The 25,751-nt window shown below is 72.2% G+C and carries 24 protein-coding genes and 1 pseudogene; 13 read left to right on the forward strand and 12 right to left on the reverse strand.

The window, feature by feature from the left end:
- Positions 1 to 15 precede the first annotated feature (15 nt).
- Genes egtD through egtA form a run of 4 tightly spaced genes read right to left on the reverse strand, consistent with a single transcriptional unit; the run spans position 16 to position 4,401 of the window.
- Positions 16 to 981, reverse strand: a complete 966-nt coding sequence (egtD, locus tag ABZ842_RS17025; protein ID WP_361537474.1) for an L-histidine N(alpha)-methyltransferase — start codon at positions 979 to 981, stop codon at positions 16 to 18.
- Positions 978 to 1,733 (reverse strand): ergothioneine biosynthesis protein EgtC, encoded by a 756-nt coding sequence (gene egtC, locus ABZ842_RS17030; protein ID WP_361537475.1) that lies wholly within the window; start codon positions 1,731 to 1,733, stop codon positions 978 to 980. The genes egtD and egtC overlap by 4 nt, the downstream gene beginning before the upstream one ends.
- On the reverse strand, positions 1,733 to 3,100 hold the full coding sequence (gene egtB / locus ABZ842_RS17035) for an ergothioneine biosynthesis protein EgtB (RefSeq protein ID WP_361537476.1): 1,368 nt from the start codon (positions 3,098 to 3,100) through the stop codon (positions 1,733 to 1,735). Before egtB ends, egtC begins: the two co-directional genes overlap by 1 nt.
- On the reverse strand, positions 3,097 to 4,401 hold the full coding sequence (egtA, locus tag ABZ842_RS17040) for an ergothioneine biosynthesis glutamate--cysteine ligase EgtA (protein WP_361537477.1): 1,305 nt from the start codon (positions 4,399 to 4,401) through the stop codon (positions 3,097 to 3,099). The genes egtB and egtA overlap by 4 nt, the downstream gene beginning before the upstream one ends.
- 466 nt (positions 4,402 to 4,867) lie before the next feature.
- On the opposite strand from egtA, the gene ABZ842_RS17045 reads away from it, so the two are divergent.
- Positions 4,868 to 5,917 (forward strand): LacI family DNA-binding transcriptional regulator, encoded by a 1,050-nt coding sequence (locus ABZ842_RS17045; protein WP_361537478.1) that lies wholly within the window; start codon positions 4,868 to 4,870, stop codon positions 5,915 to 5,917.
- Between the two features lie 72 nt (positions 5,918 to 5,989).
- Complete coding sequence (locus tag ABZ842_RS17050; protein ID WP_361537479.1) at positions 5,990 to 6,259, forward strand: hypothetical protein; 270 nt, start codon at positions 5,990 to 5,992, stop codon at positions 6,257 to 6,259.
- A gap of 99 nt (positions 6,260 to 6,358) precedes the next feature.
- Here the strand turns inward: ABZ842_RS17050 and trxA are convergent, their stop codons facing one another.
- On the reverse strand, positions 6,359 to 6,838 hold the full coding sequence (gene trxA / locus ABZ842_RS17055; RefSeq protein WP_361537480.1) for a thioredoxin: 480 nt from the start codon (positions 6,836 to 6,838) through the stop codon (positions 6,359 to 6,361).
- A gap of 107 nt (positions 6,839 to 6,945) precedes the next feature.
- Between trxA and ABZ842_RS17060 the strand changes: the two genes are divergently transcribed.
- On the forward strand, positions 6,946 to 8,376 hold the full coding sequence (locus ABZ842_RS17060) for an NAD(P)/FAD-dependent oxidoreductase (RefSeq protein WP_361537481.1): 1,431 nt from the start codon (positions 6,946 to 6,948) through the stop codon (positions 8,374 to 8,376).
- 57 nt (positions 8,377 to 8,433) lie between these two features.
- On the opposite strand, the gene ABZ842_RS17065 is transcribed toward ABZ842_RS17060, so the two are convergent.
- A complete protein-coding gene (locus ABZ842_RS17065; RefSeq protein WP_361537482.1) occupies positions 8,434 to 9,021 on the reverse strand; it encodes a TetR family transcriptional regulator in 588 nt (195 codons plus the stop codon).
- A gap of 91 nt (positions 9,022 to 9,112) precedes the next feature.
- Positions 9,113 to 10,615, reverse strand: a complete 1,503-nt coding sequence (locus ABZ842_RS17070) for an MFS transporter (protein ID WP_361537483.1) — start codon at positions 10,613 to 10,615, stop codon at positions 9,113 to 9,115.
- 332 nt (positions 10,616 to 10,947) lie between these two features.
- On the opposite strand from ABZ842_RS17070, the gene ABZ842_RS17075 reads away from it, so the two are divergent.
- From ABZ842_RS17075 to ABZ842_RS17090, 4 genes and pseudogenes are all read left to right on the forward strand, one after another.
- Positions 10,948 to 11,763, forward strand: coding sequence for a hypothetical protein (locus tag ABZ842_RS17075; protein ID WP_361537484.1), 816 nt, complete (start codon positions 10,948 to 10,950; stop codon positions 11,761 to 11,763).
- Positions 11,764 to 11,875: 112 nt separating this feature from the next.
- A complete protein-coding gene (locus ABZ842_RS17080) occupies positions 11,876 to 12,406 on the forward strand; it encodes a carboxymuconolactone decarboxylase family protein (RefSeq protein ID WP_361537485.1) in 531 nt (176 codons plus the stop codon).
- 82 nt (positions 12,407 to 12,488) lie between these two features.
- Positions 12,489 to 12,638, forward strand: a pseudogene (locus tag ABZ842_RS17085) (MFS transporter); the annotation flags it as partial.
- 196 nt (positions 12,639 to 12,834) lie between these two features.
- Entirely contained in the window at positions 12,835 to 14,133 is a 1,299-nt protein-coding gene (locus tag ABZ842_RS17090; protein WP_361537486.1) for an MFS transporter, read from the forward strand.
- A gap of 455 nt (positions 14,134 to 14,588) precedes the next feature.
- On the opposite strand, the gene ABZ842_RS17095 is transcribed toward ABZ842_RS17090, so the two are convergent.
- On the reverse strand, positions 14,589 to 15,029 hold the full coding sequence (locus tag ABZ842_RS17095; protein ID WP_361537487.1) for a hypothetical protein: 441 nt from the start codon (positions 15,027 to 15,029) through the stop codon (positions 14,589 to 14,591).
- A 445-nt stretch (positions 15,030 to 15,474) separates the two neighbouring features.
- Here ABZ842_RS17095 and ABZ842_RS17100 point away from each other — a divergent pair, with 445 nt between their 5' ends.
- The 5 genes from ABZ842_RS17100 to ABZ842_RS17120 all read left to right on the forward strand — a co-directional run bounded on the left by ABZ842_RS17100 (position 15,475) and on the right by ABZ842_RS17120 (position 20,642).
- The gene (locus tag ABZ842_RS17100) at positions 15,475 to 16,095 is read left to right on the forward strand and encodes an L-threonylcarbamoyladenylate synthase (RefSeq protein WP_361537488.1); all 621 of its coding nucleotides are present in this window, start codon (positions 15,475 to 15,477) and stop codon (positions 16,093 to 16,095) included.
- A gap of 462 nt (positions 16,096 to 16,557) precedes the next feature.
- Positions 16,558 to 18,081, forward strand: a complete 1,524-nt coding sequence (locus ABZ842_RS17105; protein WP_361537489.1) for an alpha/beta hydrolase — start codon at positions 16,558 to 16,560, stop codon at positions 18,079 to 18,081.
- A 446-nt stretch (positions 18,082 to 18,527) separates the two neighbouring features.
- Positions 18,528 to 18,959, forward strand: a complete 432-nt coding sequence (locus tag ABZ842_RS17110; RefSeq protein WP_361537490.1) for a VOC family protein — start codon at positions 18,528 to 18,530, stop codon at positions 18,957 to 18,959.
- Between the two features lie 26 nt (positions 18,960 to 18,985).
- Positions 18,986 to 19,432, forward strand: a complete 447-nt coding sequence (locus ABZ842_RS17115) for a VOC family protein (protein ID WP_361537491.1) — start codon at positions 18,986 to 18,988, stop codon at positions 19,430 to 19,432.
- A 214-nt stretch (positions 19,433 to 19,646) separates the two neighbouring features.
- Positions 19,647 to 20,642 carry an NADPH:quinone reductase gene (locus ABZ842_RS17120; protein WP_361537492.1) on the forward strand — a complete coding sequence of 332 codons (996 nt, stop codon included), beginning with the start codon at positions 19,647 to 19,649 and terminating at the stop codon, positions 20,640 to 20,642.
- A gap of 271 nt (positions 20,643 to 20,913) precedes the next feature.
- Here the strand turns inward: ABZ842_RS17120 and ABZ842_RS17125 are convergent, their stop codons facing one another.
- Both ABZ842_RS17125 and ABZ842_RS17130 read right to left on the reverse strand, forming a co-directional pair.
- A complete protein-coding gene (locus ABZ842_RS17125; RefSeq protein ID WP_361537493.1) occupies positions 20,914 to 22,335 on the reverse strand; it encodes a sulfatase-like hydrolase/transferase in 1,422 nt (473 codons plus the stop codon).
- Positions 22,336 to 22,501: 166 nt separating this feature from the next.
- Entirely contained in the window at positions 22,502 to 22,594 is a 93-nt protein-coding gene (locus ABZ842_RS17130) for a putative leader peptide (RefSeq protein ID WP_361537494.1), read from the reverse strand.
- 74 nt (positions 22,595 to 22,668) lie between these two features.
- Between ABZ842_RS17130 and ABZ842_RS17135 the strand changes: the two genes are divergently transcribed.
- The gene (locus tag ABZ842_RS17135) at positions 22,669 to 23,229 is read left to right on the forward strand and encodes a hypothetical protein (protein ID WP_361537495.1); all 561 of its coding nucleotides are present in this window, start codon (positions 22,669 to 22,671) and stop codon (positions 23,227 to 23,229) included.
- 113 nt (positions 23,230 to 23,342) lie between these two features.
- Here ABZ842_RS17135 and ABZ842_RS17140 read toward each other — a convergent pair whose 3' ends face one another.
- Together ABZ842_RS17140 and ABZ842_RS17145 are read right to left on the reverse strand one after the other, a co-directional pair.
- Positions 23,343 to 24,707 (reverse strand): beta-propeller fold lactonase family protein, encoded by a 1,365-nt coding sequence (locus ABZ842_RS17140; RefSeq protein ID WP_361537496.1) that lies wholly within the window; start codon positions 24,705 to 24,707, stop codon positions 23,343 to 23,345.
- Between the two features lie 327 nt (positions 24,708 to 25,034).
- On the reverse strand, positions 25,035 to 25,751 hold a 717-nt coding region (locus ABZ842_RS17145; RefSeq protein WP_361537497.1), incomplete at its 5' end, for a polysaccharide deacetylase family protein.

The raw sequence follows: 25,751 nt of genomic DNA on the forward strand, positions 1-25,751 counted from the left end.
CCGCGCCCCCGCCGGCTAGCCGGCGACCCTCGCCAAGGAGAGCGCGAACCGGCCCCGTGCGTCGGTCCACCAGTGCGTCAGCTCCAAACCGGCCGCCGCCAACTCGCTGCGCACCCCCTCCTGACGGAACTTCGCCGACACCTCCGTACGCAGCTCCTCGCCCTCCTCGAACGGCACCGCGAGACCCAGCTCCGGGACCTTCACCGTGAGCGCGGAGCGCGCCCGCAGCCGCATCTCGATCCACTCCCGGCGCCGGTCCCACAGCGCCACGTGGTCGAAGTCGGCCGGATCGGCGTCCGCCCCCAGCTCGCGGGCGAGCACCGCCAGCACGTTCTTGTTGAACTCGGCCGTCACCCCCGCCGTGTCGTCGTACGCCCGCACCAGCACCTCCTCGTCCTTGACCAGGTCCGTACCGAGCACGAACGCGTCACCGGGTTCGAGCATGGCCCGCACCGAACGCAGGAAGGCCGTGCGCTCGGCCGGCAGCAGATTGCCGATCGTGCCGCCGAGGAAGGCCACCACCCGCGGGCCCGGCGTCTTCGGCAGCTCCAACCGGGCGGTGAAGTCGGCCACCAGCGCGTGCACGCGGAGCCCGGGGCGCTCGGCGAGCAGCGCCGCAGCCGCGCCCCGCAAGGCGCTCTCGCTCACGTCAACGGGCACGTAGACGCGCAGACCGGTGAAGGCGTCCAGCAGGTGGCGCGTCTTGTCCGACGAGCCGGAGCCCAGCTCCACCAGGGTGCGCGCCCCGGTGGCCGCGGCGATCTCGGACGCCCGGTCGCGCAGGATCTCCCGCTCGGCCCGGGTCGGGTAGTACTCCGGCAGTCGGGTGATCTCCTCGAAGAGGTCGCTCCCGCGGGCGTCGTAGAACCACTTCGGCGGCAGCGTCTTGGGCGTGGCGGTCAGGCCGTGGAGCACGTCGGCGCGCAGGGCCGCGCCGGTGGCGTCCTTCGGAAGGGTGCGGGTCAGCTCGAACGGACTCACGTGCAGGGCTCCTTGAGGGGGGTCAGGAGGACGTCGGCGCGGGTCGCCGTCAGCAGGGTGCGGTCGGGCGCCTCGCGCCAGCGCGGATCGTCGTCGTACGGCTCCGAGGCCACGGTGGTGCGCCCGTCGGGGCCGGTCAGGTACCAAAGGGTGTCGCCCCAGGCCGTCGCGGCGATCGTCCGGCCGTCGGTCAGCAGGAAGTTCAGCCGGGAGCCGGGCGCCGCCTCCGCGACGGCCCGCACGGTCTCCGCCAGCGCCTCCCCGGGCGGGTCGCCGTCGCGCAGCCGCCGCAGCACCAGCGCCCACAGCAGGGCCGCGTCGCAGCGCGCCTCCAGGGCGAGCAGTTCCACCGCTGGCAGTGTCGCCGCCAGCGGGGCCAGCGACCGCGGCCAGCCCGTCACCGCGCCGTTGTGGCTGAACAGCCACGGGCCCGCGGCGAAGGGGGCCGCCGCCGCCTCGCCGTCCGCGCCGGGCTCGGTGGCGTCCCGCACCGCGGCCAGGAACGACTCGCTGCGCACCACCCGGACCAGGTCGGCGAAGGAGAGGTCGGCCCAGACGGGCCCAGGGCGCCGGTAGCGCGCGGGAGTCGGGTCGCCCTCGGCGTACCACCCGACGCCGAAGCCGTCGGCGTTCACCGTGCCGTGCCGCTGGTGGCGCGGCGCCCACGACTGGCGCAGCAGCGAGTGCGGCGGCACGGTCAGGACCTCGCGCAGCGCCAGCGACGGCCCCAGGTGGGCGACGTGGCGGCACATCAGGCGTCCCGGGCGGTGCGGAAGCCGGCGAAGATCTGTCGACGCACCGGCAGGTCCCAGTTGCGGAAGGTGCCCCGGCAGGCCACCGGGTCCACCGCGAAGGAGCCGCCGCGCAGCACCTTGTGCCCAGGACCGAAGAACACCTCCGAGTACTCCCGGTAGGGGAACGCGGTGAATCCGGGGTGCGGCAGGAAGTCGCTCGCCGTCCACTCCCACACGTCACCGATCAACTGCCCTACGCCCAGCGGCGAGGCGCCGGCCGGGTACGCGCCGGCGGGCGCCGGCCCGAGGTGGCGCTGGCCCAGGTTGGCGCGGTCGGGCGTCGGGTCGGCGTCGCCCCACGGGAAGCGGCGCGAGCGGCCCGTCGCCGGATCGTGGCGCGCCGCCTTCTCCCACTCCGCCTCGGTCGGCAGCCGCCGCCCGGCCCAGCGCGCGTACGCGTCCGCCTCGTACCAGCTGACGTGCAGCACCGGCTCGTCCGTCGCCACCGGCCCCAGTACGCCGAACCTGCGGCGCAGCCACTGGTCGCCCTCGCGCCGCCAGAACAGCGGGGCGCCGATGTGGTGGCGCTGGATCTGTTCGTACCCATCGGGCGCCCACCAGCGGGGGTCGCGGTAGCCGCCGTCCTCGACGAAGGCGAGATAGGCGCCGCAGGTCACCGGGGTGACGTCGAGGTGGAAGGGGGCGATGTCGCGCTGGTGCGCGGGCCGCTCGTTGTCCAGCGCCCACGGCTCGGTCGAGGTGCCCATGGTGAAGGGACCGCCCGGGACCAGGACCTCCGACGGCAGCGCGGCGGCGTCGGCCGCGGCGGGCGGCGCCGGCGCCGTGAGCGCCGCCGGGCCCTTGCGCAGTTGGTGGGTGATGAGCATGGTCTCGTCGTGCTGCTGCTCGTGCTGGGCGATCATCCCGAAGGCGAAGGACGCATCGGCGAGCCGGCCGGCGCCCTCCAGCGGGGTCGCGGCCAGGACGTCCAGCACCCGGTCGCGCACCTCGGCCGCGTAGCCGCGGGCCTCGGCGGGCGGCAGTAGCGGCAGGGACGGCCGGGTGGCCCGCGGGTGCTCGAAGGCGTCGTACACGGAGTCGATGTCGGGCCGCAGGGCCTCGCGTCCGCCGACCGTGCGCAGCAGCCACTGCTCTTCCTGGTTGCCGATGTGCGCGAGGTCCCAGACCAGCGGTGACATCAAGGGGGAGTGCTGGGCGACCAGGTCGTCGTCGTCCACGGAGTCGGTGAGATGCGCCGTGCGGCTGCGGGCGCGCACCAGGGCGTCCAGGGCGCGGCGGCGCAGCTCGTCGGGTTCGGCCCCCGCCGTGGGTGCGACTCCCGGCGCGGGGTCGGCGCTCCCGTGCGTCGTGCGGTCGGTCGTCATGAGCCGGACTCCTTCCGGTGGGGCGTGGCGCGGGCCGGGGGCGTCGTGGCGGCGGGCAGCCGCAGGTCGTCGGCGGGACATCGACCACGGTGTACGTGCCGTTCGGCGAAGGCGGCGACCAGGTCGCACACCGCGCCCGACGCCCCCCTCCGCGGCAGCGCCTCCAGCGCGGCCCGGAAGCAGACCGACGCCACCGCGCGGAGCTCCGGGTCCGCCAGCCCGAGGCGTGCGGCGTCCAGCCACAGCGGATTGCGCGGCGCCGGCCCCGGCCCCGCCCGCTCCGCCAGCGGCTTCACCGCCCGGTAGACCGTCTCCGCCGCCTCCGGGTCGTCGAAGAGGGCCGCGGTGACCGCGAGCGGCACGATCCAGCCGTCCGCACCGGCCTGGGCGTCGATCATCCGAAGTTCGAGGTGGCCGCGCGGCCGTACGGGTGGGAACAGCGTGGTCAGGTGGTAGTCGAGGTCCTGCCGGGTCGGTGGGTGCGGCGCGCCGGTGCGTATCCACTGGCGGAACGACAGGCGCTGCGGCAGCTCCCAGGGGCCGTGCGGGGTGCGGACCACCATCACCGGGGCGTCCAGCACGTGCTCGCTCCACGCGGCCCGGGGCTCCCGGTGCAGGGGCGGCGCGATGGGACGCACGGCGTCCAGCTCCGCCCAGATCGCCTGCCGGGTGGAGCACCAGCCGGTGTTCCGGCCCTCCCGGACGGGCGAGTTGGCGAACGCGGCCAGCAGGACCGCGCCCAGCAGGTGCGCGAGCTGCCAGCGCCGACCGTGCCCGAGCGGACCCGGCTCCTCCTCGCCCGCGTCCAGGCACACCTGGATCGACGCGGAGGAGCACATCATGGAGCGCCCCGCCGCGCCGGTGCGGTCGAGGTACGCCTCCATGGCGTCGTAGCGGGGTTCCCGCAGCAGTCTGCGCGGTGGGTGCCAGGGGTCGATGCCGACGCCGGCGAGGACGAGACCGTCCCGGTCGAGTGCGGCGCGCACGGCGGCCAGATCGGCCGCGACGGAGTCGATGCACTCCGTCAGGGAGGCGGCGGGAGCCGAGCTGAGCTCCAGCTGGCCGCCGGGTTCGAAGGTGAGGGCCGAGGCCAGCGGCAGGGCGCGCACTCGGTCGTGGGCCGCCGTCAGCCGATGGACGGGGACGCGGCGGCGGGGGTCGTGCTGCTCTTGGACGAGCCATTCCAGTTCCACGCCCACGGCCTTGGGCGGGCCGGTCTTGAAGCAGATGCCGCGGAGCAGGTCCCGCGCTTCCGCTTCTACCAGGGGCCGGCTCAGGTCGCCGGTATCGGGAGGTCGCATGCTCGACTCCTCGTTCGAAGGCGCCCCGCTTTCGCAGGCACCCTGCCAACCTAAAGCCACGTTCGCGGCGGCGCACAAGGGCGCCGGGGCCCGCGGCGGCAGCGGTTGCGGCACCGCCCGCCCCGGGCTCCGGGTGGCCGCGGAACCGCCCACGGCCGCGTCACCGCAGGTCAGCGTTGGCGCACACGGAGGACGTACGACGGTGGGGGAACGGAGCGAAGCCTCGGAAAGTCGTTGAAACCCACGACCATCTCACCCCGGATGGCCGGCGGGCACCGCCCCCGACGCCGCCCGGCGCGCTCGTCTACGCCCGCCCGCCGGGCCGCCCGCCCACCGTCGCCCGCACGGCGCTGACACATCGATCCGTCGAAGGAACGCCCCCTGGGTGCAAGGAAGTTGGCGGAGCGTCGAATCTGGCCATCCGGCCGCCGGTGCCCGGGCCCGGTCTGGAAAGATGCCTGGGGCGATGAGCCAGACACCCAAACAGTCCGCGGAGCGTTCCGTTCCCACCAGTGCCGACGTCGCCCGGTTAGCCGGGGTTTCCCGGGCCACCGTCTCGTACGTCCTCAACAACACGGCCTCGGTCCGCATCAGCGAACCCACCCGCCGACGCGTGCGCGAGGCCGCTGAGGAGTTGGGGTACGTCCCCCATGCGGCGGCCCGCAGCCTGCGGGCCGGCCACACCCGCATGGTGCTGCTGCCCACGGCGTCCTTCCCGGCCGGCCCCCTCTACGAGCAGTTCCTCGCCGAACTCCAGTGGGCGCTGCGCCGACTCGACTACACCGTGGTTCAGTACGGCAGCCTCGGACTCGACGGCGACGAGGCCGCGCGCGCCTGGGCCGAGCTGCGGCCCGTCGCCGTCGTCTCGCTCGGCGAGGCGGGCCTGACCCCGCACGGCGTCGACGTGCTCAAGCGCTCCGGCGCCAAGGCCGTGATCACGTTGGGATCGCGCCCCGTGGCGGGCGCGCACTGCCTCGTCATGGACCAGACCGAGGTGGGCGTCCGTGCCGTCGCGCACCTGGTGGAGCGGGGCCGACGGGCCATAGGCGTCGTCCTGCCGCAGGAGCCCGGCCTGGGGCCCAGCGCCGAACTGCGGATGGAAGGCGCGCGCAGGGCAGCCGCGGCGGCCGGCGCACGCATCGAACCGCTGCCGCTGTCGTACGCGGAGGAGCCCGCGGCCGAACTCGCCGCGCGCTGGCGCGGGCTCGGCCTCGACGCCGTCTTCACCTACAACGACGACTACGCGGTGCTGCTGATGCGGGCCCTGCAGGACGAAGGGATAGCGATCCCCACCGAAACGGCGGTCATCGGCGCCGACGACCTGCTGCTCGGACGGCTCCAACGGCCCCGGCTCAGCACCGTCCACATCGACCTGGTGACCGGGCGGCGGCTGGCGGAACTCGTCGACCGCGTGGTGCGCGCGCCCCACGACGTGGCCGACCTGGCAGAGGTGGCGGACGTGACGGAGACGTACGACCTGATGGGGGTGCGGGCCGTGCACCGGGAGTCGAGCTGACGCACCGGCGCCGGCGCGACGGGGGAGCGTCTGGGCGTGCGGCCGGCCCCGACCACCTCTAGCGTCGCTCATATGAGCACACATCCGCAGCGCTTTGAGATCCTGGTCCTGCCCGAGCACGTCGTGGGCCACGAGGACGCGCCGAGGCCGCAGGACGCGATCCGTACCGCGGTCGTCGAGGCGACGGGGGAGTGGGGCGCCTCGGGCTACCCCCGCTACGAGGGCCAGGGGATGGTCGCCGACATCGACCCCGAGACCCGTACCGTCGAAGCGCTCCTCGTCGACGGCTTCGAGCTGGACTACGGGCTCACCGCGCGGGTGGCGGAGGCGGCCGACCGCTAGCCGACGCCCGGGCGCGACGTCCCGAACGCGGCGGCCGGGCGCCGGGTCCGTGGCGGCCGGCCACGGACCCCCGGCGCTTCGGCGCAGGTGCCCCGGGCCTCAGCCCTGCGACGGCTCCTGCCCGTTCCCCCGCGTCGCCTCGGCCTCCTTGACGGACTGGCGGACCTGGTCCATGTCCAGCGCCCGCGCCTGGCCGATGACGTCCTCCAGGGCGGCTTCTGGGAGCGCCCCCGGCTGGGCGAACACGGCGATCCGGTCACGGACGATCATCAACGTCGGGATGGACCGGATCTCGAACGTCGCCGCGAGCTCCTGCTGGGCCTCCGTGTCGACCTTGCCGAAGACGAGGTCGGGATGGCGCTCGGCGGCGCCCTCGTACACGGGGGCGAACTGACGGCACGGGCCGCACCAGGAAGCCCAGAAGTCGATCAGGACGAAGTCGTTCTCCGACATGACCTGGTCGAAGTTCTCCTTGGTGAGCTCGACGGTGCTCATGGACTGCTTCCTCTCCTCGGTGGCTGCCCGGTGCGTACCCCGGTCCGGGCCGTCGGATCGACCCGGTGCCCCGACCCGCGACAACGACCCGCCGGGCCTGGCTATTCCTGCCCCTGCCCAAGGATCGCCGCGACATGTGAGGGTCGGCCCGCCATGTGGCCAAGGCGCACCCCGGGGACCAAACTGGCCCTATGACGGAAGCAGCGGAGTACGACGTCGTGGTGCTGGGTGCCGGTCCCACCGGCGAGAACGTGGCGGACCGGGTGCGGGCGGGCGGCCTGAGCGCCGCCGTGGTGGAGAGCGAACTCGTCGGAGGCGAGTGCTCGTACTGGGCCTGCATGCCGAGCAAGGCGCTGCTGCGCCCCGCGATCACCCGCGCGGACGCCCGCCGCGTGCCGGGAGTGCGCCAGGCCGTCCAGGGGCCGTTGGACGCGGACGCCGTGCTGGCCCACCGCGACGCGTACGCCTCCCACTGGAAGGACGACGGCCAGGTGGCCTGGCTCGACTCCACCGGCGCGCGCTTCTACCGAGGGCGGGGCAAGCTGCGCGGCCCCCGCACGGTCGTCGTCGAGGGCCCCGAGGGCGAACAGCACGTCCTGACGGCCCGGCACGCCGTCGCGGTCTGCACGGGCAGCCGCGCCCTCCTGCCCGACCTGCCGGGCGTCGCCGGAGCGAAGGCGTGGACCAGCCGCGAAGCCACCAGCGCGCACGCGGTGCCGGGCCGCCTCGCCGTCGTCGGCGGCGGAGTCGTCGGCGTGGAGATGGCCACCGCGTGGCAGGCCCTCGGCTCCCGCGTCACCCTGCTCGTACGCGGCGGCGGACTGCTGCCGCGGATGGAGCCCTTCGTCGGCGAACACGTCGCGGACTCCCTCGTCGAAGCCGGCGTCGACGTCCGGCTGAACACCGACGTCTCCGCGGTGGTGCGGGACGGCGGCACCGGCCCCGTCACCCTGGTCCTCGGCGACGGCGACCGCGTGGAGGCCGACGAGGTCCTCTTCGCCACCGGCCGGGCGCCGCGGACGGACGACATCGGACTGGACACCGTCGGTCTGCAGCCGGGCGGCTGGCTCCCCGTCGACGACAGCTGCCGCGTCGAGGGCAGCGAGTGGCTGTACGCCGTCGGCGACGTCAACCACCGCGCGCTCCTCACCCACCAGGGCAAGTACCAGGCCCGCATCGCCGGCGCCGCGATCGTCGCCCGCTCCCAGGGCGTCCCCCTCCTGGAGACCGACCGCTGGGGCGCCCACTCGGCGACGGCGGACACCGCGGGTGCCCCCCAGGTCGTCTTCACCGACCCGGAGGTCGGCGCCGTCGGTCTCTCCCTCGCCGAAGCGGAGGCGGCCGGCCACCGCGTCCGCGCCGTCGACCAGGACCTCACCTCCGTCGCCGGCGCCGGCCTCTACGGCGACGGCTACCGGGGACGCGCCCGGATGGTCGTCGACCTCGACCGCGAGGTCCTCCTCGGCGTCACCTTCGTCGGCCCGGGAGTCGGCGAACTCCTCCACTCGGCGACGATCGCGGTCGTCGGAGAGGTCCCGATCGACCGGTTGTGGCACGCGGTCCCGTCGTATCCGACGATCAGCGAGATCTGGCTGAGGCTGCTGGAGGAGTTTCGAGGGTAGGAACCGCCGTCAAAGCCGTGCCGGGCCGGTCGAGTGGTGTGGTGAAGGCACCGGCTCTCAGTGAGCGGGCGGGTGGTCCCGGTCTGTCGGCGGCTCCAGCAAGTGGCGCAGCATCGGGCCGGAGAGCCGCAGTACGTCGTCCAGGTCGGCTTCGGCGAGGTAGGGCATCCTGAGCATTTCCCGCTGGACCGCGATGCCGAACAGGGTCGCGGACAGGAGGGCGGCCCGCAGCTGGGTGTCCGGGCCGTCCATGGCCTCGGCCAGCGGGTCCACGGCGCCCGTGGTCGCCTTCTCGCGGAGGAGCTGCGCGGCTTCCTCGTTAGTCATCGCTGCGCGCAGCAGGGCGAGCATCGGGTCGTGTTGTGGGCCGGCGAAGTCCGCGAGCATGGTGCGGAGGTACTCCGCGCCCTGCTGGTCGGAGACTTCCAGTGCGGACGGGTCGAAGGACGCCTGCCAGTCCACGGCTTCGCGGAAGAGGTGCTGTTTGGTGCCGAAGTATTTGATGACTGAGGACTTGTCGCACTCCGCGGTTGCCGCGATGCCGCGGATGGTGGCGCGTTCGTAGCCGTGTCGGGCGAATTCCTGGCGGGCCGCTTCCAGGATGCGCAGGCGGGTGCGCTCGCCCTTGCGCGTCTTCTCCGGCATGCGGTGTTCCTCATTCCTCGGGTGACCGGGGTGGTGATCGTACGTGGACGGCCGGGCCCGGGGTTCTCTCGGGCCCGGCCCTCTTCGTGGGTCAGCCCATGTGTACGGGGGCCGGCTGGCCGTCCGCAGCGGGCTCGGGGCGCTTGGCGTTGACGGCGAGCCCGACCACGGCGATGCCCGCGATCATCAGGGCCGCCGAGCCCACCAGCGCCGCGGTGTAGCCGTCGGTCAGCGCGCCAGCGGCGCGTTCGAGCAGGCTGCTGTCCTTGGTGGCCAGTGCCTGGTAGTAGGCGCCGTCCGCGTTGGGCAGCTTGTCGTCGGCCATGGTCGTGGAGACCGTCGCCAGGACGGCCAGGCCGATCGCTCCGCCGACCTGCTGGGCGGTGTTGAGCAGCGCCGACGCGATGCCGGCGTCCTGGTGGCCGACGCCGGAGACCGCGCCGAGGGTCATCGGGAGGAAGGCGGTTCCCAGGCCGATGGAGGTGATGACCATGGCGGGCATCAGGTGTGCCCAGTAGGAGGAGTCCGGGGTCATCGTGCCGAACCAGAGCATGCCACCGGCGGCCAGGGCCAGGCCCGGGATGGTCAGGGTGCGCGGCGCGAACCTCGCCACCAGCTTCGCACCGGCGCTCGTGGCCATGCCCATGCCGAGACTGAACGGAATGTAGGCGAGACCGGTCTCCAGCGCGTTGAAGCCGAGGACCTGCTGCATGTAGAGGGAGAGGAAGTAGAACATCGCGAACATGCCGGCGCCGATGAACAGCATCGTCACGTACGAGCCGGCCCGGTTCCGTTCGGCCAGCAGGCGCAGCGGCATCATGGGTGCCGCGACCTTGGACTGGAGCAACACGAAGGTGGCCAGGAGGACGGCGGCCACGCCGAAGAGCGCGAGCGTGCTGCTGTTCGTCCAGCCGTGCTCGCCGCCCCGGGTGATCGCGTAGACGAGGGAGACGAGACCGGCGGTCCCGGTCACAGCACCGGGCACGTCGAGGCGCCCGCGTACCCGCTCGCCCTCGGCGAGGACCTTGGTGCCGAGCAGGACCGCCAGGCCGATCGGGACGTTCACGAAGAACACCCAGCGCCAGTCGAGGTATTCGGTGAGCACGCCGCCGAGCAGCAGGCCGACAGTCGCTCCGATGCCGGACATCCCGGCGTACACCCCCATCGCCTTGTTCCGTGGCGCGCCCTCGGGGAAGGTCGTGGCGATCAGTGACAGCGCGGTCGGGGCCGCCACGGCCGCGCCCACACCCTGGAGCACACGTGCCGCGATCAGCAGCTCCTGGCTGGTCGCGAAGCCGCCGAGGAGTGACGCGAGGGTGAACAGCGCGATGCCGATCCGGAATATCCGGCGCCGCCCGAACAGGTCGCCGATGCGGCCACCGAGCAGCAGGAGGCCGCCGAATGCCAGGACGTAGGAGTTGACGACCCAGGCGAGCCCGGAGGCCGAGATGTCGAGGTCCTCTTTGAGGCTCGGCAGCGCGATGTTGGTGATCGTGCCGTCGAGCACGACCATCAGCTGGGCCGAGGCGATGACGGTGAGGGCCAGCCCCAGGTGCCGGCCGGCTCCTGGGGGTGCCGCGGTGGGTGATGACATGACTACCATCCAGAAAAGTGTACGAGCGTTGCTTTTTCTGGTCTCGGCAACCGCCCACCCCTTCGATTGATTCCCCCAGGGGGTATGTGATCAACGTCATGGCGCCTTCGCCCGGCACTCCCGGGGGTCGTGGACCTCGTTGCGCGCGGCCGTCCCGGTCCGGCCCTCCGGTCTTCTCGGGGCGGGGTTTCACGTCCGGCGTGGGCCTCCTGTGGCGGCGCGCCGGGTGGGGTGACGTCCCTGGCGGAATACCCCCTAGGGGTATATGGTTCCCGTGGGTGGTCCGGGAACACGGACCACGTCGCACGAGGCATCACGCAGATGGAGACACGATGAACAGCACCTCCGGCCACGACATGACCGGCCATGACGGCCACACCGGACACGGTGGAGCCCGTCCCGGCGGGTTGTCCGTCTCCGAGAGCGGGTACACCCTCGAACTCGACGCGACGGTCCTTCCCGCCGGGACGCAGACGGTCACCTTCCGGATCACCGGCCCCGACGGCCTGTCGGTCACCGAGTACGAGCCCGAGCACGAGAAGGAACTGCACCTCATCGCCGTCCGCCGCGACACCACCGGCTTCCAGCACGTCCACCCCGTACGGGACGGGAACGGCGTGTGGAGCGTGGGGCTGACCCTGACGCCAGGGGACTGGCGGATCTTCGCCGACATCCACCCGGCCGGACACGACGGGACCCTGACCCTGGGCGTCGACGCCGCCGTCGCCGGCCCGTACGACCCCCAGCCGCTCCCCGGGGACACCCGCACCGCGCATCTCGGTGAGTACGCCGTCACCCTCGACGGAGGCCTCGTGCCCGGCGCGGCGAGCGACCTGACCCTCACCGTCACCCGCGACGGGCGGCCCGTCACCGACCTCCAGCCCTATCTCGGCGCCTACGGGCACCTGGTGGCACTGCGCGCCGGCGACCTCGGCTACCTCCACGTCCACCCGGAGGGCGAGCCCGGTGACGGCGCCACCGAGCCGGGGCCGGAGATCATCTTCATGGCCGCCGCGCCGACGGCCGGCACCTACCGCCTCTACCTCGACTTCCAGCACGACGACGCCGTCCGGACCGCCGAGTTCACGCTACGGGCCACCACGTCCGCCGCCCCCGCGCACCCGAGCCACCACCACGGTCACCACTGACCGGCGTGAACACCACCGACCTGCTGCCGCGATACGGGGCACGGCCGGGAAACCCCCGACCCGTCGTGCCCCACCGCCCACCCCCGCACATACCCGTACCGGAAGGGCCGTCATGCCCCGCCTGACCCGACTCACCCCCGACACGGCGGTCGGCGCCTCGCGCGACCTCCTCGCCGAACTCGCCTCCCGCCACGGCCGGCTCGGCGACATGGTCTCCACGATGGCCCACTCACCCGCCGTCCTGGGCGGCTACCTCCAGCTCAGTCGCGCCATGGGCCGCGCCAAGCTCGACCGCAAGGTCAGCGAACGGATCTCGATCGCCGTCCAGACCCAACAGGGCTGCGGGCTCTGCCTCGACGCCCACATCAGCGCCGCCCGCGCCCTGGGCGTGGACGAGGACGAGATCGACCGCGCCCGCGAGGGCACCTCGGCCGACCCCGCCATCGCGGCGATCGTCGCCCTCGCCCTCCAGGTCTACCGCGAGCCGACGTCGATCACCGACGAACAGATCGACGCACTGCGCGAGCACGGCTTCGGCGACCGAGCGATAGCCGACGTCGCCGGCGTCGTCGCGCTCAACATCCTCACCGGCTCCTTCAACCTGCTCGCCGGCCTCACCCCGGGGGGCGACCGCGATGCGTAGGGAGACACCCGCCCGTACCCGCGGGGCGCGGTCGCCGCCTTGGGGCCGTGCCCCACCGCATGGACACGGAAAGGGCCCCGCCGTGCGGCTGTTCGCCATCCGCGACTACCGCCACCTGTTCAGTGCCTAGGTCATCGCCCTGTTCGGCGCCGGACTGGCCACCGTCGCCCTCGGACTGCTCGCCTACGACCTCGCCGGCCCGGACGCCGGCAAGGTCCTCACCGCCGTCACGGCCGCCGCGGTGAGTCAACGCGACGACCCTCCACGGGCCGGTCGACGCACGCAGCCGGTCGGGGAATCCTGAGCGGCGCACGGTCGACCCGAGGCACCGCCATGGAGACCGGCCGTGACGATCCCCGGCGGATGCGATATACATGGGCCCCTGAAATACCCCTCAGGGGTATGCTCCCCCTTGGAGGAAGGTAGTCGTGGGACTGTTCGCGCTGCGTGATTTCCGCCGTCTGTTCAGTGCGCAGATCATCGCCCTTTTCGGTACCGGGCTGGCGACCGTCGCGCTGGGGCTGCTCGCCTACGACCTCGCGGGTCCGAGCGCCGGTGCGGTCCTCGCCACCGCTCTGACGATCAAGATGGTCATGTACGTCGTCATCGCGCCGTTGGCCGCGGCCTACGTCGACCGGCTGCCGAGGCGGAAGCTGCTCACCGCCCTCGACGTGGTCCGGGCCCTGGTCGTGATCGCGCTGCCGTTCGTCACGGAGATCTGGCAGATCTATGTGCTGATCGGCCTTCTCCAGGCCGCGTCCGCCGCGTTCACGCCCACCTTCCAGGCGGTGATCCCCGACATCGTCACCGACGAGGCCGACTTCACCCGGGCGCTCTCGGCCTCCCAGGTCGCCTACACCATGGAGAGCCTGCTGAGCCCCGTCCTCGCGGGTGTGGCGCTGTCCTTCATGTCCTTCAACTGGCTCTTCGTCGGCACGGCCGTCGGGTTCGCCGTCTCCGCCCTGTTCGTGCTGTCGACGCGTATCCCCGAGGCCCGGCCCAGCGAACACACCCGGGCGTGGGACCGCGTCGCCTCGGGGATCCGCACCTTCGCCACCACGCCGAGGCTGCGCGGCATCATGGCGCTGAACCTGGTGGTCGCCGCCGCGGGTTCGATCGTCGTGGTCAACACCGTGAACTATGTCCGCGACGTACTCGGCGGCACCCAGACCGACGTCGCCTGGATGCTCGCCGCCTCCGGCGGCGGCACCCTGCTGGTCGCGCTCCTGCTGCCCCGCGTACTCGACCGGATCGCCGAACGCACGGTGATGTCGACCGGCGCCGCGGTCCTGGTGACGGGCGTCGCCGCCGCCGTCGCGATGAGCGCGGCCGGTCTCACCACCTGGGCGGGCACCGCGGCCGTCTGGGCCGTCATCGGGGGCGGGATGGCGCTGATCGTCACACCGACGGGGCGGGTGCTGCGCCGTTCGGCCGAACCGAACCGGCTGCCCGGGGTCTTCGCCGCCCAGTTCTCGCTGTCCCATCTGGCGTGGCTGGTCACCTATCCCGTGGCCGGCTGGATCGCCACGGAATCAGGTTTCACCCTCACCTGGACGATCCTCGCCGTCCTCGCCGCGCTGGGCGCCGTCGCCGCACGGGCCCTGTGGCCGCGCGAGGAGAAGGTCGAGGCTCCCCGAACCATCAGCGACGCCACCGTCCGGGAGGAGACCGAGGCGGCGGCGGGCACACTCGCCGTCTGCCAGTGCACCTGCGTGCAGACGGTGTGAAACCGAGGACGCGGTTCTGCCCGGGCGCTTCAGCGTGCCGGAGGTGCTGGAACGGACTCGTGCGATGAGCACCGCCGACGTCACGACGGCCATCCACGCGCCCGGCCATTCCGCCGCATCCCACAGCAGCGGGGTGTCCGTGGAACGTTCCGATGTGCTGGCAGATCCTAGGTACGCGGGCGCCCGTTGTCAGACGTGAGGGGCGCCGGAAGGACGGCTATGGTGTGTCCTTTGCGGCGGTTCCTGGAGGCGTACCGGCAGGGGTAGCGCCAGAGCTGCTCCCGGATCCGCCCAGCAGTACTCTGAAGCGGCCACGTCAGAACTGGTGCTGACCGACAGCACCACTGACTGGCGTCGGCAAGAATGGAACCGTACCCGGCGGGTCCGCTCAAGCCAGGACAGCCCGGTTTGGCCGGCGGTTCAGCTCGGCGTGGGTGTGTGCCGGCGATCCTCGGTCAGCGGCGGCCGGTGGCCAGGACGACGAGGAACTGGCCGCCGCCCGCCTCGACGCCGGCGGTCACGGGCAGCCCCGGTACCAGTCGGGCGAAGCGGTCCACCAACCAATCCGCTGCTTCCTGGGCGTCCTGCCTGGTCGGACAACGGCCCACCGTCTCGCGGCCCCCCTTGCGCTCCAGCCTCGCGGCAACGGCGATCAGCGGCGCGGGTTCGACCACGTACAGGCGGTCCGGCCAGTCGATGACCACCTTGACCGCGCCCTTGCGGGAGTTGCACCCGCGGTGCGCGAGCCGCTCGGTGACCTTGGCCTTCCGGTCGGCGGTCCGGCTGTCAACGCTGGGCCCCAGCGGGTCGTTCACCGACTTGTCGGGGTCGACTGGTTCGTCGCACACCCAGCATCGCCAGCCGTCGCGCTCGGCCACATCATCGAGAAGACTCATTCGAGCAAACTACCTGCCCGGTCACCACCCCGCGCACCAGGGCCCAGCAGCGCAGGACAACCGTGGTCCGTACTGTTCCTGAACGGCATGAGAATGACCTCTTGGCCCGCCCCGAGTGCGGATCGTCGTGGTTGAACACCATCTCCTTGCAGGTCGGTGAGGTGATCGCGGTCGGGGTGCTCAGATTCAGGGTGGGCCGGACACTCATGTCGGCACAGGGAGCCAGGAGCATCGTCGGTGCGGGCCGGGGGCACAAGTCCCGTCAGGCGGGAGGAGGGGGAGCCGGCCACGGTCGCCTGCCGGATGCCGTTGACGTGGACGCTGAACCCCCGCGATCACCTCAACCGCCTCGTACCACGGCACGCCCCGCCCTCGCGAAGGCCCGGGAACCACCGGGCACTCGGCGTGTCAGGACCGGCTGACCCAGCACCACTAAACTCCCCGGATGGCAAAGTACTTCGACGTGCACCCCCAGAACCCCCAGCGACGCACCATCGCGGGCGTGGCCGACAGTATCCGTTCCGGCGCGCTCATCGCGTACCCGACGGACTCCTGCTACGCGCTGGGCTGCCAGCTGGGCAGTCGCGACGGAATCGGGCGCATTCGAGCGATCCGGGATCTCGATGAGCGACACCACTTCACTCTTGTGTGCGGGGACTTCGCCCAGCTGGGCCAGCTCGTGCACATCGACAACGACGTGTTCCGCGCGATCAAGGCGGCTACGCCGGGCAGCTACACCTTCATCCTGCCCGCGACGAAGGAGGTGCCGCGACAGCTGCTGCACCCGAAGAAGAAGACGGTCGGCGTCCGCATCCCTGATCACACTGTCGCCCAGGCTCTCCTCGCCGAACTCGGTGAGCCCCTGCTCTCCAGCACTCTCCTGTTGCCCGACGAGAAGGAGCCGCTGACCCAGGGCTGGGAGATCAAGGAACGGCTCGACCATGTCGTCGACGCCGTGGTCGATTCGGGTGACTGCGGCACGGAGCCGACCACGGTCATCGACTTCTCCAGCGGTGAGCCGGAGATCGTGCGCAGGGGAGCGGGTGACACCGCCCGGTTCGAGTAGCCGCTTCGAGGCACTGCCCCGCGCCCGGGAAGGACGGTCCGGGGGCGGCGGATGCGCAGAGGGCCGGGGACCCGCTCCAGTAGGTACTGGGGGAGATCACCGCGTCACTCCTCCGGCACCTGCACCACCAGGACATCGTCATCAGCGGACGCCGTCGCTGCGGGAGGCGGTGCCGGTCGGAGCAGCCCGGGGCCTGTCGGCGGTGACCTTGGGCGGCAGTCTGGCCGGGATCGTCGGCAGCCTGATCGCGGTACTCCTCACCGCGCTGCTCGCGGTGGCCTGGAACTATCTGCGTGAGCAGCTCAGTGATCCGCTGCTGGAGCACGACTCCCAGGAGCCTCGGACTGCTACGCACCGCTCACCTGGCCTGAGTGCGCGGTTCCCGGCCGCTGTGGTGGAGTCAGCCCCCGGAACGAGTGTGGTGTTGGCGCCATGGAAAGTGGATCACTGCGCTTCTAGCGTATGAGTCGTGAAGAAGACCATGTCAGCACCGCCTTCGCGCTCACGCTCGCCACGGTGACGACGACCGCGGGCCACACCGCGGTCGCCTCCCCCTCCACTGCCGCGGACGGTCTCGAACGCTTCCGGAAGCAGACCGTCAACTGGGCAGAGTGCGACGATCCCGCGCTCGCCGCGAGCGGAACCGAATGCGCACGGATCACGGTTCCCCTCGACTACGGCAAGCCGGAGGGCCGCACCCTCGCCGTTGCGATATCGCGCATCAAGGCGACGGACCCGAAGAAGCGGCGCGGCATTCTCCAGAGCAACCCCGGTGGCCCCGGCGGGCGGGGGCTGTCCCTGCCCGCCGAGATCAAGGCGAAGATGACGCCCGAGGTGGCCGCGGCGTACGACGTGATCGGGATGGACACCCGGGGACTCGGCGAGAGCACCCCCGTCGACTGCGGGCTGACCCGCGGGATGTGGCTGCACGCGCCGGGCCCGGACCGGGCCGGATTCGACGAGTCCGTGCGGCTCTCCCGCGAAGACGCCCGCACGTGCTGGGACAAGTACCCCGACGTGCTGCCCCACCTCTCGACCCGCAACATCGCCCGGGACGTGGATGTCGTCCGCAGCGCGCTCGGCGAACGGAGGACCTCCTGGTTCGGCCAGTCCTACGGCACGGTCCTCGGTGCGGTGTACGCCCAGATGTTCCCCCACAGGATCGATCGGCTCGTCCTCGACAGTGCCCCCGGACCCGCCGACTACCACAGCTTCGAGATGATACGGAAGATGGGGCCCGCCAACGAGAAGGCACTCGATGACTTCGCCCGCTGGGCCGCACCGCGTGACCGGGAGTACGGTCTCGGCACCACCGCCGCCGCCGTGCGCGCCACCGTCGAGGGGCTGATCCGGCGCGCCGGTGCCGAACCGATCCGCATCGGCGGACACCGCCTGGCCCAGCACGACCTGACCCTCGTTTTCTTCACTCTCGGCACCGACGACACCGGGAACACCGACTTCGCGCTCGTGCTGCGCGCCCTGGTTGACGCCGCCGACGGGAAACCGGTCACCCCGCCCCCGGCCCTGGAGGGGTTCCTGGAGGTGATGATGAACCCCCGGGAATCGGGACGGGCGGCCGATGACGCCGCTCAGCTCGGGATCCTCTGCGCCGACGCCGTCATGCCGCGCGACCCCGAGGACTACTGGAAGGCGGTCGAGCGGGTCAGGGCATCGCAGCCCGTCTTCGGTCCCGTGACGAATGTGCCGCTGCCCTGCGCCTTCTGGAAGGAGAAGCCGCGTGAGCAGCCGACGAAGATCAACAACAAGGTGCCCGCGCTCCAGATACAGGCGACGGGCGACACCCGCACCACCTACGAGTCGGGACTCCGGATGCACCGGGCGATGCGCGGCTCCAAGCTGGTGACGGTTCCCGCCCGGAGTCACGCGGTCTATCTCTACTACCCCAACGACTGCGTCAAGCGGACCGTCAACGACTACCTGCTGGACGGCACTCTGCCAGCGCGGAACACCGTCTGCGCCTCCTGAGGGGCGGGTGGGATCTTCCGGGTTACGCCCTGGGGCGGCCGTCGAACCGGGAGCCCTCGTCGGGCCATGTCCGGTCAACGCGGCCAGGAGAAGCTCTCCTCGGAAGAAGTGGGCCTGCCGCCGTGCTCGCCACATCGCCACCCGGGCGACGGCACGCCGTTCCATCAATACGGTGTGTCCTTATACGGCGGTTGCTGGAGGCGTACCGGCAGGATCAGCAGCGGAGCGCGTTGGTGGGACAGGTTCGATTCGACGAGCGCGCTCGGACGGGTCCGGGGCCGGGAACGGCCGGGCGACCATGGTCGGCCGGCCCGGTCGCCCTGCGGACGGCGCCGCCCTACGGTGGGAGGGGGCGGCCTAGCGCTCGCTCCGGCCCGGACACGCCGCACACGGTTCCGGAGCACCGCCGGGCGCCCCGCACACCGTTGAACAGGAGAGGCGCGAAGATGGAGAGCATGAGGTTCCCGGCTCCGGCCGAGGGGTTCGTCCTGACGCACTTCATCGCGGTCGCGGACGTTGCCAGGGCCCGTGACTGGTACACCACGGTCCTGGGCGGGGAGGTCGTCCTCGATGACGACCCGTGCATCGTCAAGGTCGCCAACGGGTGGATCACCATGGCCACCGGCGGCGGCCCCACCCCCGACAAGCCCGATGTGAACCTGAGTCCCCCCGCCGACCCCCACACGGTGACCGCCTTCCTCAACCTACGGGTCGCCGACGTGCACGCCTGCTATGAGCAGTGGAGTTCCCGGGGCGCGCACTTCCTCACCCCGCCCCTCGACCGGGGCGCGGAGATCCGCTGCTACATGCGCGACCCCGACGGCCACCTCATCGAGGTCGGTCAGGCGACCGGCGTCCTCGACCGCGACTCCAGCTGAACCACCGGCACGGAACCCCGCCCCGGGTGGAAGGAAGCACGCAGATGCTCGGCGAACACCCCGTCAACCCCGTCCTCCTCGCCACCGACCTGGCCGAGGCCCGCCGCTTTTACCACGATCTCCTCGGTCTGCCGATCGCGGCCGAGAACGACAACATGATCACCTTCCGCACCGGGCCCAACCTCCTGCTGGTCTCCCTCAGCAGCACCGGCACGGCCGACACCCAGACCCAGGCTTCCTGGACCGTCACCGACATCCACGCCGAGACCGAAGCGCTGCGCGCCCGCGGGGTGACGATCCAGAACATCGACCAGCCCGGCCTCTCCACCGACCACGGCATCGCCGACGCCGGATTCGCCTGGGCCGCCTGGATCACCGACCCGGCCGGGAACTCCCTCAGCATCCTCCAGCTCAAGCGGGAACCCGGCCGTCCCGACGCGGGCGGCGGTCAGGCATCCGACCAGCAGGGGTGAGGGGCGCCTCCGCGTTCGGTTCGCGTGCCTCGGGGGCGTGTCGAGCGGATCGGTTGAGGCTGATGCCCGCCGCGGGCTCCCGTTGGGACCCCGGACGGACTCGACGGCAGTCCCGCCGCCCGGGGCGCCGCCCGGCTCCCGGCGCGCGACACGGCGCCCTGCCCCGTAGGCTCGAAACGACCACGCGCACCCGAGTGCGGGGAGGCGTCATTCCATGCGTGCCGCCTGGTACGAGGAGCAGGGCCCGGCCGCCGAGGTGCTGCGGGTCGGCGAGCTGCCCGACCCGGTCCCCGGCCCGGGAGAGGTCCGGATCCGGGTCACGGTGTCCGGTGTCAACCCGGGCGACACCAAGAAGCGCGGGGGCTGGCTGGGCTCGGCGATGCCGTACCCGAGGGTGATCCCCCAGAGCGACGCCGCTGGAGTCGTCGACGCCACCGGGGAGGGGGTGGACGCGTCGCGGGCGGGAGAGCGGGTCTGGGTGTACGGAGCCCAGTCGTACCGTCCCTTCGGCACCGCCGCGCAGTACACCGTCGTTCCCGCGCGGCAGGCGGTCCCGCTACCCGCGCACGTCGGGGACGACCTCGGCGCATGTCTCGGCATCCCCGGGATCACCGCCCACCGTGCCGTCTTCGCGGACGGACCGATCGACGGGGCGACCGTCCTCGTCCACGGCGTTCTGGGCTCCGTCGGTTCACTGGCGGCGCAGCTCGCCCGCTGGGCCGGTGCCACCGTCCTCGGCACCGTCGTCCGCACCGGCGACCTGGCCGGTGTCGACCCCGCCGTCGTCCACCACGCCGTCGCGCTCGACGCGTCCGGCCCAAAGGAGGCCGCGGCGGCACTGCGGGCACGGGCACCCGGTGGAAGAATCCACCGGATCGTCGAGGTCTCCCTCTCCGACAACGCCGCGCTGGACGCGGCCGTCGCGGACAACGGCACGGTGATCGCCGCGTACGCCACCCGCAGCGACCCTGCCGCTCTCCCGTTCTGGGAGTTGCTGTTCAACAACGTCACCCTGCGACTGCTTGGCAGCGACGACTTCCCGCCCGACGCCGTCCGCCTGGCGGCCCGCGATCTGACCTCGGCCGCCGCCACCGGAGTCCTCCGCGTCCCCGTCCGCGACCACTTCCCGCTGGAGCGGATCGCCCGTGCCCACGAAGCGGTCGACACGGGCGGCAGAGGACGCATCCTGATCACCCTCCAGCACTCGTGACATCGGCCCTTCACGCATCTGCCGCCCTTCCCCGTCGCCGGCCGCTGTCTGGCTCTCGCACACTCGCCGCACCGTCCCGGCGTTCACGGTAGGACGCGTCAGCGGTACGACGCCCCTGGATCGTGTAGTCAGCACCGACCACGTCTGGCCAATGGGCGAGTGATGTCCGGCCCTGCTGCTCGGGCGCGAGAAGGAACATTTCTTTCTCGCGACCGAGGTAGACAGTCCCTGCGGCACCGCCGGACCATGCGGCGGACTCTCTGTCCGGTCCTCACGAGGGGTACGGCAGCAGACCCCGGTCGATCCGCTCCCACGCCGTCCTCAGGTCCGTCAGCAGTTCGGGGCGTACGGCAGCCTTGTCGGCCTGCTCACGGATGTCCTCCGGCAGCCGGTAGAGGCGGTCCTTGCCGTCCTTGCCCCGGTAGTACTTCCACTCGCCCCGCCGCAGCGCCCGCTCCCCCCGGACCCGCCAGAACAGGTCACGCGGGGGCACGTCAGCGCCGTGCAGCAGATAGCCGGCGAGGCTGACTCCGTCGAGGGGGTACGCCGGGTGGGGTCGCGCCCCGCCCACCTCCAGGAGGGTCGCCGTCCAGTCGGGGGAGTACACCGGAACCCGGCTGACCTGCCCGCCGTCGATCCGCGCGGGCCAGCGCAGGATCGTGGGCACCCGGATGCCGCCGTCCAGGAGCGAACCCTTGTTGCCGCTCAGCGGCCAGTTGTACGAGAAGCGCTCGCCGCCGTTGTCGCTGGCGAAGAAGACCAGGGTGTCGTCCTCCTGCCCGGACCGCTTCAGGGCCGTGAGTACCGTGCCGACCGAGCGGTCGAGGTCCTCGACCATCTGCCGGTACTTCGTGAGCGAGCCCCCGTCCTGGTGTCTGAGCGCCCGTCGGTCGCCCGCCCTGATCCGGCGGACGATCTCGGCGCTGGTCTCCTCGTCGCCGTCGGCGATCCACGGCCAGTGCGGGGTGGTGAAGTTGAGGTTCAGGAGCCAGGGGGTGCGCCCGTGGTCGCGGCTGACGTACTCGACGGCCCGTTCGGTCAGGATGCGGGTGTAGTAACGCAGGTCGCGGTACTCGGCGTCGCCTTCGTAGAGGTCGTACTCACCGCCGGAGCTCAGCTTGGAGTAGTACTCCAGCGCCCCGCCGAAGTTGCCGAAGAACTCCCCCCAGCCGGACCGGGTGGGGCTGTAGTCGGGCAGGTAGCCGCAGTGCCACTTGCCTATCAGCGAGGTCCGGTATCCGGCGTCGCGAAGTAGCGAGGCGAGGGTGGGATGCGTGGGATCGAGCCCCACCGACCGGTCCGCGATCGGCTCGGCGAGCCCGCCCTCAGTACGGCCCGGGTAGCGGCCGGTGTAGAGGCTGAACCGGGTGGGCGAGCAGGTCGCGGAGCCGCTGTACGCATCGGTGAACCGCACGCCCTGGCGGGCGAGCCGGTCCAGATGCGGGGTACGGATCTCCGGTGCGCCGTACGAGGAGAGGTCGGCCCAGCCCAGGTCGTCGCCCAGGATGAACAGCACGTTGGGCCGGCGGACACCCCGGCCGGGCGTGCGTGCGGCGCGGAACGGACGCTCGACGGGAGTGGTTCCGGCGCTGTCGGCCGCGGCGTCGACGGCCGGCAGCCCGAGGGCTGCCACGGCCCCGGCGGCGGTACCGCCGAAGGCGCGTCGGGACAGGGAAGAGTCGAAGGAGGTCACGAGGGTGCTCCAGGGCAGGAGTGCGTGCTCGCGCAGATGCGTGGCACCGCGCGGCGAGGGGAACTCGGGAACCGGAACAGGGGTTGCCGAGGTGCGGGAAGAGGCGCTGTCGGACGCGCCGGATCAAACCCGAGGCTGACGAAGCCTCAGGGCGCGGCGGGGTGCGTCAGACGCAACGACAGATGGCGCTCGCGACACGGACCAGGTCGACGTGGCGGCGCTCCACAAGACGGACCCGCAGGTCACCGAGTGGCTGCATGCCTCCAGACCCTTCCCGATGCCCCTCTTCCTGTCAACGGCCCGCTCACCCTTCGAATTGATAACGTGATCGTCGTGACAGAGCTGGAAGAACTGGTCCTGACCCCCGGTGAGCGGGCCCGGGGCGTGCGGGTCGAGAGCGTGTTGTTCGGGATGGACTGGACCGGCGAGGAACACCCGGGCCAGCTGGCCGGGTTCGTGGCCGGTCGGGTGCGGGGCTTCGGGGTGGAGCCGGTGGGCGTCGACACGGACGTCGTCTACCGTGCGGCCGAGGGCGATCCGACTCTGGGGCGTGGCGACTTCCCGGTGCGCCAGCTCGATCACCTGTCCGGTGTGCTGGCGGGTCTGGGCTGCACGCTCATGGTGTGGGACACCGGCACCGACACCTACGAGTTGTTGGTGGCGCTGACCGGTGAGCGCGAGCCCACCGGGTTGATGTACGAGGGCGCGCCGGTGCGTGCGTGGGGCTCGGGGGCCGAGGAGACCCTGGTCAGCCTGGACTGCCCGGACTGCGCGCAGTTGCTGGTCTGGCAGTTGCCGGCGGCCGAGACGCTCGCCGACGAGCGATGCGACTGTGGAGCCGGACTGTTCGACGCCGCTGGTCGTCCGCTGCCTGGAGTCACACTCCACGACTGAATCGCTGGCAGGGCGCTGTCGCCGCCGTGCCGAGGTTGCTGGCGGCGTACCGGCAACGCACCCGGGTGTGGTGCCCCGGCGGGTGGGTGCCCGCCGGGGGTCGGGCGGGGGTGTTAGCCGCAGGTGGCCAGGAGGATGGAGAGGACGGTGCAGGTCGTGGCTGCGCTGTCGTTGGTCGGGTTGGGGTCGGTGGGTGCGGAGGCGGTTCGGGTGCCGGTGACCTTCACGGTGCCGAGGGACAGGAGGTGCAGGGGCACGCGGAACGTCTTGCTCGCGCTGGTTCCGTTCGTGATGGTGCCGTAGGTGCAGGTGACGGTCCCGCTCGTGGCGGTGCAGCCGGGCGACACGTTGGTGGCGGTGGTACCGGGCGGCAGGGTGGCGGTGACGGTGGCCGAAGCGACCGCGTTCGGGCCCCGGCCACGGGCCGTCAGGGTGTAGGTGAGGTAGGGGACCAGGATGCCCAGGCTCGGCCGGGCGGAGACGTCGACGTCGACGTCCGCGGTGGACGCGGCGGCCGGGGCGAACGCCACGGCGTACGGTCCGCTGCCGACGGGGACGGACGCGGTGACGGTGTTGGTGGCCGTGTCGATCACCGACGCGGTGCCGCTGTTGCTGTCGGCGACGTACACCTCGCCGCCGTCGGGGGTCACCGCGACGCCGATCGGGGTGGAGCCGACGCCGACGGTGGCGACGACCGTACCGGTGGCGGTGTCGATCACGGACGTGCTGTTGCCGCCGATGTTGGTCACGTAGACGCGGGACCCGTCCGGGGACACCGCGGCGCCGAAGGGGGAGTTGCCGACGGGGACGGTCCCGGTGACGGTGCGGGTGGCGGTGTCGATCACGGTGACCGCGCCCGCTTGTTGCGAGCTGACGTAGAGCCGGGTGCCGTCGGGGGTCACCGCGAGGCCGTTGGGTCTGGCGACGGGGATGGTTCCGGTGACGGTACCGGTGGCGGGGTCGATCACCGCGACCGCGGCGGCGCTGCTGACGTAGACGGAGCCTCCGCCGGGGGCCACGGTGACGCTGTTCGGCGCTGCTCCGACGGGGACGGTCGCGGCGACGGCGTTCGTCGCCGTGTCGATCACCGACACCGAGGCGGACAGGAAGTTGGTGACGTAGGCCCGGCTGCCGTCGGGGGCCACGGCCACTCCGAACGGGCCGTCCCCGACGGGTACGGTCGCCGTCACCGCCTGGGTGGCGGTGTCGATGGTCGACACCGAACCGGAGCCGCGGTTGGTGACGTAGGCCCGGGCGCCGTCCGGGGTCACCGCGACTCCGGACGGGCCGTCGCCGACGGGTACGGTCGCGGTCACCGTGTCCGTGGCGGTGTCCACGACCGACACGTTGTCCGACGCGCTGTTGGCTATGTACGCCACCGCGCCGGCGGCGCGCGCCGGCGCGGCGGTCGCTGCCGGTACGGCCACCGCGACGAGGCCGGAGCAGAACAGCGCACCCGTGGCCAGCAACGCGGTCAACCGTCGACGCGACCCGACGCGCGGCACCGGGCGTAAGGCGGAGCGTGAAGACATGATGATGGTGTTCCCCTTTCCTGGTCCGCGCCGCGACGGCGGGGACCGGCCAGCCCCTCGGGAAACCGCGGCGGGGCGGCCAACAGCCGCGGACCGGGCCGCAGGGGCTGAGGACCAGGACGCGGGCCGTCCGGCCCCGACCTGATCAGCGCCCCCCCGGGGGGCGGGTCCGCAACGGTCTGAACATGCCCAACAGCCGAGCCGGCGCAAGGCCCGCATCAGCGCGTTCAGCATGGCACCGCCGTGCAGCGCGCCGGGGCGGAATCGTGAACATCAGCACCCAAGTCCGTTTCGTGGGCCCGGGGCCGGGGCGGGTCCGTGCAACAGCGCGTCCGCCGATACGAAGTGCAGGCCCTGCTCCAGCAGGCCCTCGATCACGGTCGGTAGGGCCGCCACGCTCTGGCGGCGGTCGCCGCCGCCGTCGTGCATCAGGACCAGGGAGCCCGGGCCGGCGTGGTCCAGTACTGTACAGGCGATCTTCTCGGGGCCGGGGCGGGCCCAGTCCCAGGAGTCGACGTCCCAGAGGGCGAGGGCGGGGCCGTCGGGGTGGAGTTCGGCCAGGGCTTCCGGGGTGCGTGCGCCGTACGGCGGGCGGAAGACGGTGGGGACCCGGCCGACCGCGCGGTCGAACGCCTCGTCGGTGCGCTCAAGTTGGAGTCGGAACTGGCGGGGGCTCAGATCCGGCAGGAACGGGTGTGACCAGGTGTGGTTGCCGAGGGCGTGTCCCGCGTCCACGATCCGGCGCACCTCGTCGGGGAGGGCGTGCACGTGCAGGCCCACGCAGAAGAAGGTGGCGTGCACGCCGTAGCGGGCCAGGATGGAGAGCACCTGGCCGGTGAAGACCGGGTCGGGGCCGTCGTCGAAGGTCAGGGCGATCTCGTGGCGGTCGCGCGGGCCGTGGCGGAACCAGCGGCCCGCCCGGGCGAGTTGTTCCTCGTGCGCGGCGCTGCGTCGGATGCCGCCGTGGTAGTCGTCGTCCCGACCGGTCTG

The organism is Streptomyces sp. NPDC047315, assembly GCF_040643215.1.
GTDB lineage: Bacteria > Actinomycetota > Actinomycetes > Streptomycetales > Streptomycetaceae > Streptomyces.